At 63.7% G+C, this 4,506-nt stretch carries 8 protein-coding genes; all 8 read right to left on the bottom strand.

What is annotated here, in order from left to right; genetic code table 11:
• The coding region (locus ACI2JO_RS19875) for a cation transporter (RefSeq protein WP_404722218.1) at positions 1-603 on the bottom strand (603 nt) is incomplete at its 3' end.
• Positions 600-1,286, bottom strand: coding sequence for a ZIP family metal transporter (locus ACI2JO_RS19880; RefSeq protein WP_018251225.1), 687 nt, complete (start codon positions 1,284-1,286; stop codon positions 600-602). The genes ACI2JO_RS19875 and ACI2JO_RS19880, both read right to left, overlap by 4 nt.
• 3 nt (positions 1,287-1,289) lie before the next feature.
• Positions 1,290-1,673, bottom strand: coding sequence for a hypothetical protein (locus tag ACI2JO_RS19885; protein WP_026008892.1), 384 nt, complete (start codon positions 1,671-1,673; stop codon positions 1,290-1,292).
• 5 nt (positions 1,674-1,678) lie between these two features.
• Entirely contained in the window at positions 1,679-2,566 is an 888-nt protein-coding gene (locus ACI2JO_RS19890; protein WP_047867273.1) for a bestrophin family protein, read from the bottom strand.
• A gap of 31 nt (positions 2,567-2,597) precedes the next feature.
• Positions 2,598-2,939, bottom strand: coding sequence for a flagellar hook-basal body complex protein FliE (gene fliE / locus ACI2JO_RS19895; protein ID WP_047867274.1), 342 nt, complete (start codon positions 2,937-2,939; stop codon positions 2,598-2,600).
• A 45-nt stretch (positions 2,940-2,984) separates the two neighbouring features.
• Positions 2,985-3,359, bottom strand: a complete 375-nt coding sequence (locus ACI2JO_RS19900; protein WP_019368192.1) for a hypothetical protein — start codon at positions 3,357-3,359, stop codon at positions 2,985-2,987.
• Positions 3,356-3,844 (bottom strand): SRPBCC family protein, encoded by a 489-nt coding sequence (locus ACI2JO_RS19905; protein WP_047867275.1) that lies wholly within the window; start codon positions 3,842-3,844, stop codon positions 3,356-3,358. Before ACI2JO_RS19905 ends, ACI2JO_RS19900 begins: the two co-directional genes overlap by 4 nt.
• A 53-nt stretch (positions 3,845-3,897) precedes the next feature.
• The coding region (locus tag ACI2JO_RS19910) for an efflux RND transporter permease subunit (RefSeq protein WP_404722219.1) at positions 3,898-4,506 on the bottom strand (609 nt) is incomplete at its 5' end.

The following is a 4,506-nucleotide window of genomic DNA, read 5'->3' on the forward strand; positions in this document are numbered from 1 at the left end:
CGACCTCCTTTCGCTTTTCTTGGTTTCGGCGCGCGCGTCGCGCAGGATTTCGACACCGCCCTTGATGGCGATGATGGCGGTCGCGAAGCCGACCAGCAGGTCCGGCCAGTTGGTGCCCAGCCACAGCACCAGCACGCCCGCGATCAGGATGCCGCCATTGGAAATGAAGTCATTGAAGCTGAAGGTGGTGGCGGCCCGTAGGTTGACGTCCGGATCCTTGAGCCGCTGGAGCAGCCGCAGGCAGAGGTAGTTTACGACGCCGGCGATCGCCGACATGACCATCATGGTCGGTCCGATCGGCTCGCTGCCCTGAAGGTAGCGCCGGCCAACGTCGATCAGGATACCGCCCGCGAAGATCAGCAGCATGACGCCCGAAGCGACCGCAGCGCGTGTCTTCCACGTCTGGCCCCGGGTTAGCGCCACAAGGCTCAGCGCATACACAGCCGTATCGGACAGATTGTCGACACCGTTGGCGATCAGGGCGCTCGAATCCGCGAAAAATCCTGAGACGAAGAAGCCCGCCGCGATTGCCGCGTTCAGCAGCAGGACGATCCAGAGGGTGCGACGCTCTTCGCCGCCATTGTTGTCGTTGCTCGGGATCATCCCATGATCTCCTCGAGCGTTAGCAGGGCAAGGAACCCTACGAAGAACATCGAGCTGATGAGCGGGGTGTCAGGCTTCTCGTGCGCCTCAACCAGCAGCTCTTCCGTGACGAGGTAGAGCAGCGCCATCAGCCCAAAGCTCAGGAAGCCAGCGACCATTACCGGCGAGAGCGTGGCGACAGGAACGGCAGCGAGCGCGCCGATCGGCAGCAGCAGCGCCAAGGCCGAGACGATCACGATGATGCGCAGGCGCGAGCGATAGGTTTCCGCCAGCTCGTTGGTCAGTGTCAGACCCAGGAAGAGCACTTCGAGTGTCAGCGCGATCGTCAGCAGAAATCCCGCCTTCTCGCCCGCGACGAACGCAAGGCCGAGCACCAGGCCATCGACCAGGATGTCGATGCCGATCGCGGCGAGCAGCGCCATCGGCCCCTTGAAGCGGGCCTCGAAAGCCTTGAGACCCAGCATCGTTACGACGCCCGCCGCCCCGCCGATCAACGTCGCGCTGGGCGAAGCCTCATGCTTGACCTGCGGCAGGATTTCAGTCGCTGCCGCCGCGAACACGACGCCGGCAGCAAGATGCTGTAGCCCCGCCACGAGGCCAGGATTTAACTTGGTGCGGCTCGCGATGATCGCGCCGAGCACGACCGCCAACACAGGCGCAAGCGTGTAGAGCAATGCCTGCATATCCTATGATTCCTCCGGTGTTCGATGACAGACGCGGATCTTCCCGCGCTGCGTGAAGGCGATCGACCCGCCCGCCACGACTGCCCGCGACTGGTCGCCGCGAAATTCTTCGCCGGTCCGTTGCGCGTGCAGGATCTCGGTTCTGCCCTTGGGCAGCCAGGTGACAGCCATCTTCAGGCCGTCGTCGATGAAGTCGACATCGGCGCGCGATCCATCGTCGCAATACATGATGCGCTGCGCGATCAATCGAGGCGTCAGATGCTTTTCATGCGCCGGCTCGGCCGGTTGGCTTGGAGCGGGGGTGCACGCCCCTACGACCATACCCGCGAACAGAACGGCGCCGATGCGCGCGGCTGTCAGGCCAGGCAGGTGCCGCAAGGCGCGCACCGCCCTCACCACAGCACGCCGTGATCGGGCGTCAGCGGCTCAGGGGCCGGTAGTCCCGCCGTCTGAAGAAGGTCGATCTCGATCGTGCGGCACATGGCCGTGAGCGGGACATCGTGGACGCTATTGGCGAACGGATCGGTCAGATCCTCGCCGATGCTCAGCACCGCGAGGAAGACGAGTCCGATCAGCGTCGATCCGATCGGCGTGGCAAGGCCCAGGGATTCGACCAGCGCGATCGGAAGCAGCACGCAGAACACGCGCGTGAAGAGGTTCGGGAAGAACCGAAAGCCATTGGGCAGCGGCGTGTTCTTGATCCGCTCCATGCCACCCTGCGCATTGGCGATGTCGATCAGGACGCGCTCTACAGTTGCCTGCTGGATCTCGGTGATCCGACCTTCCGCGAGCGCGTCGGCGTAAATGCCCGATATGTCCTCCAAGAGCGCGTTGGCAGGGTTCAGGCGAGCGACCGCCATATCGGCGACGTCCGTTCCGGCGATCCGGGCAATGTCTTCATAGGGCGACTGTCGGCGAAGCTGGCAGCGCATCGAGTGCGCGAAGGCGATCTGCCGCAGGATGATGTTGTGCCGCATCTCACTGCCCTCGGGTTCCCCCTTGGTCAGGCTGCGTGTGATCCTAGCCAGGCTGCGCGACGCATTGATGAGCGCGCCCCAAAGGGTTCGCGCTTCCCACCAGCGCGCATAAGCTGCGTTGGTCCGAAACCCCATGAAGAGCGCGATGGCAGTACCGAACAGCGCCGTCGGCAAAGGCGGTTCCTTGATCGGGGTCATCATGTGGAATGCCGTCACCGCCACGTCCCACACGAACAGGATCGTGAGAGGCTTCCAAACCTCAATAATGATCTGCCTAAAACGTGGCCTCGCGCCGACTATCATATCAATTGCGCCTTAAATATCTTCGCGATCGTCATCCAATCGGCAGGTTCATGATGTCCCGATATGCAGACAGCAGCTTGTTCCGGACTTGCAGGGTCGCCTCGAAAGTAATGGATGCGCGGCTCTGGATGAGCGCGACGGTTGCAATGTCGGTGGTTTCGCCACGCTCATATGCTTCGGTGACGACATCCTCCTGCTCCTGGGTCTCGTTGACCTTTGCGACCACGGCATTGAGGGTGTCGGCGAAGTTCGACGCCGGAGCGGTCGGCGTCACGCCGGGCGGTGCCGTCGGCTGCGCCTCACGCAAAGCGCGGCTTCGCGCGATCACTTCGGCGCGAATGGCCATCACATTCGAGATCGACGTGTCAGACATCGTTTCTCTCCCGTTCCAGTGCGACGTGTCGGAAGACAGGACGGTTCATCGGGTGCCCTCCCGTTCGCAGATTCGGGTGCGGCCCTCGCCTTCCACGACGGTGAGCTGCGACCCCTTGAAGGTCGCGGTGGCTGTCTCGCCGACATATTGGAGGCCCTGCGCTGGCGCGGTCAGCGTCATGGGCACGGCGCTGCTGGAGCGCCGCAAATCGATCTGCAGGCCGTTGTCCTTGTAGTCGACGAACAGCGGTTCCCCGTCGGAACAGCGATAGGGATGGCGCCCCATTTCCCCGGTCGCCACGGCGCTGTCGGACGAATGGATTTGCTGCTCCGTTGGCGGGGCTGGCGGCTTGCTTTCCGTGCAAGCCGCCAGCCCGACAACGAGGATGAGGGCGGGCAGTACCCGCTTCAACGGCATCATCGCGCCTTCCTCCTGTAGCGGGAGGGGACGCGCTGACGATTGATCCCACGGGTAGGCTGACCCACCCGCCAGCGCAGATAGGTCGCAAGCCGATCGTCGGCCTCGATCATCAGGGACCGCAGACGACGCAACATCATCGCCGCGAACGGCAGAGACAGCGCCCCGCGCAGCGTGCAGCTATGTGTTAGCCTGGTGCCGCCATCGTCCCCCGCCAGCTCGTACCGCTCTTCGAGCGTGAACAGGTAGGGGATACCGCAGGACCAAGCGTAGGCGTGCGGCTTGTCGATTTGATTGACCCGGGCGGGCGTCCGGATCGGCCGGGTAATGCCCTGGATCGCGAAGGCGCATTCCGTGTCGCCGAGGCGGGACGGATTATCGAGAGATACGAGCGGGCTCCATGCTCGGCGATGATCCGGATCGGTAAGCACCGACCAGATGCGCAATGGCCCGCCATGAAGCATCAAGCTGGTTATGGTTCGAGGCATATCCCCATCTCCAAGAGATGGGCGGGGCGATCGCGGATCGCCCCGCTCACCCTTCAGGCCAAGTCGTTCGCGAAGGTCTGACCGTGGTCGTCCCCTTCATGCTCTTCGTTGTAGTGCTCGGGCGTCTCGATCGCCTTCTGCCCGAACCGGGCATAGAGCGTCGGCAGCACGAACAGCGTCAGCAGCGTCGCCGAGATCAGGCCGCCGATGACGACGGTCGCCAATGGCTTCTGCACCTCCGCGCCCGCCCCCTCGCCAAGCGCCATCGGCACGAAGCCGAGGCTTGCGACGAGCGCGGTCATGACGACGGGCCGCAGGCGCTGCATTGCGCCGACATGGGCCGCCTCTTCGCGCGATAGCCCCGACCGGATCAGATCCTGGATCGAGCTGACCATCACGAGGCCGTTGAGGACCGCGATGCCCGACAGGGCGATGAAGCCCACCGCCGCCGAGATCGAAAAGTCCATGCCTCGCAAGAAGAGCAGCAGGACGCCGCCCACCAGCGCGAATGGCACGCCGGTGAAGACGATCGCAGCATCGCGGACCGATCCCAACGCCCCGTAGAGGAGCAGCAGGATCAAGATGAAGCAAGCCGGAATGACCAGCTTCAGCCGCTCGCTCGCCGATTGCAGGTTTTCGAACTGGCCGCCCCATTCGAGATA

The sequence above is a fragment of the Sphingomonas sp. NPDC079357 genome, assembly GCF_044901155.1.
Lineage (GTDB): Bacteria > Pseudomonadota > Alphaproteobacteria > Sphingomonadales > Sphingomonadaceae > Sphingomonas.

Bases quoted from the DNA above. Each gene is read 5' to 3' on its own strand.
- ACI2JO_RS19880 (WP_018251225.1), bottom strand. From the start codon at position 1,286: ATGCAGGCATTGCTCTACACGCTTGCGCCTGTGTTGGCGGTCGTGCTC.
- ACI2JO_RS19890 (WP_047867273.1), bottom strand. From the start codon at position 2,566: ATGATAGTCGGCGCGAGGCCACGTTTTAGGCAGATCATTATTGAGGTT.
- fliE (WP_047867274.1), bottom strand. From the start codon at position 2,939: ATGTCTGACACGTCGATCTCGAATGTGATGGCCATTCGCGCCGAAGTG.
- ACI2JO_RS19905 (WP_047867275.1), bottom strand. From the start codon at position 3,844: ATGCCTCGAACCATAACCAGCTTGATGCTTCATGGCGGGCCATTGCGC.
- ACI2JO_RS19900 (WP_019368192.1), bottom strand. From the start codon at position 3,359: ATGATGCCGTTGAAGCGGGTACTGCCCGCCCTCATCCTCGTTGTCGGG.